Genomic DNA, 1,003 nt, shown 5'->3' with positions numbered 1-1,003 from the left:
TGCACGCTCCCGACCAGCCCGTGTTCTGGCACGGCGCCATTACCGAAGTGCACGACCAGCGCGAGCTGGCCGAAGCCCTGCGCCGCGGCGAGGCCGAGCTGCGCTTCCTGGCCGACAGCATTCCGGAGCTCATCTGGACGGCCACGGCCGAGGGCTTTATCGATTACTACAACGAATACACCGCCGAGTATTCAGGCCTCACGAAAGAGGAACTGGGTCCCACCGGCTGGATAAACCTGCTGGAACCCACCGAGCAGGCCGGCGCCGCCCGGCGCTGGGTACACAGCGTGGCCAGCGGCGAAGCCTACGAAGGCCTGTTCCGGATGCGGCGGCACGATGGGCGCTACCGCTGGCACATCATCCGGGCGCGCCAGCTTACTGATGAGCGCGGCCTGCGCTGGTTCGGCGCCTGCACCGACGTGGACGACCAGCACCGCCTGCGCGAAGTGCTGCAAACGCAGTACGACGAGCTGGCCCGCACCAACCGCGACCTCGACACCTTCGTGTACACGGCCTCGCACGACCTCAAGCAGCCCCTGCTCAATCTGCGCGGCTTGTTTGATGAGTTGCGCCGCACCGCCTCGTTCGACGACCCGCAGGAAGGCGAAATCGTGTTGATGCTGGATGAAGCCCTGGGCCAGCTCGACGCCACCCTGCAGGAGCTGGCCGCTACCGTGCAGGACCAGCGCGGCCTCTCGGCCCCGGCCGAAAACCTCGACCTGCGCAACGTGGCCGAGGAAGTGCTGCTGGGCCTGCGTACCCAGGTGCAGGAAGCCGAGGCCGTGTTCGACCTCGACTTTTCGGCCGCGCCCACGCTCACCTACGGGCGGGCGCACCTGCGCTCCATCCTGCACAACCTGTTCAGCAACGCGCTCAAGTTTGCCGCGCCTGAGCGGCCGCCGCACATTGAAGTGCGCAGTGGCCTCACCGCCGCCGGCAAGCCCTTCCTGAGCGTGCGCGACAACGGCCTGGGCATGGACCTGCCCAGCCACCGGGCGCCGGT

The 1,003-nt window shown here is 67.8% G+C and carries 1 protein-coding gene; it reads left to right on the top strand.

All coding sequences use genetic code 11. The features are described from left to right. Positions 1–20: 20 nt before the first annotated feature. A partial coding sequence (locus tag ACYVDE_RS24125; protein ID WP_460504063.1) for a sensor histidine kinase occupies positions 21–1,003 on the top strand: 983 nt, incomplete at its 3' end.

This window comes from Hymenobacter agri (assembly GCF_054778495.1).
This window is presented reverse-complemented; position numbering and strand designations above follow the sequence as displayed.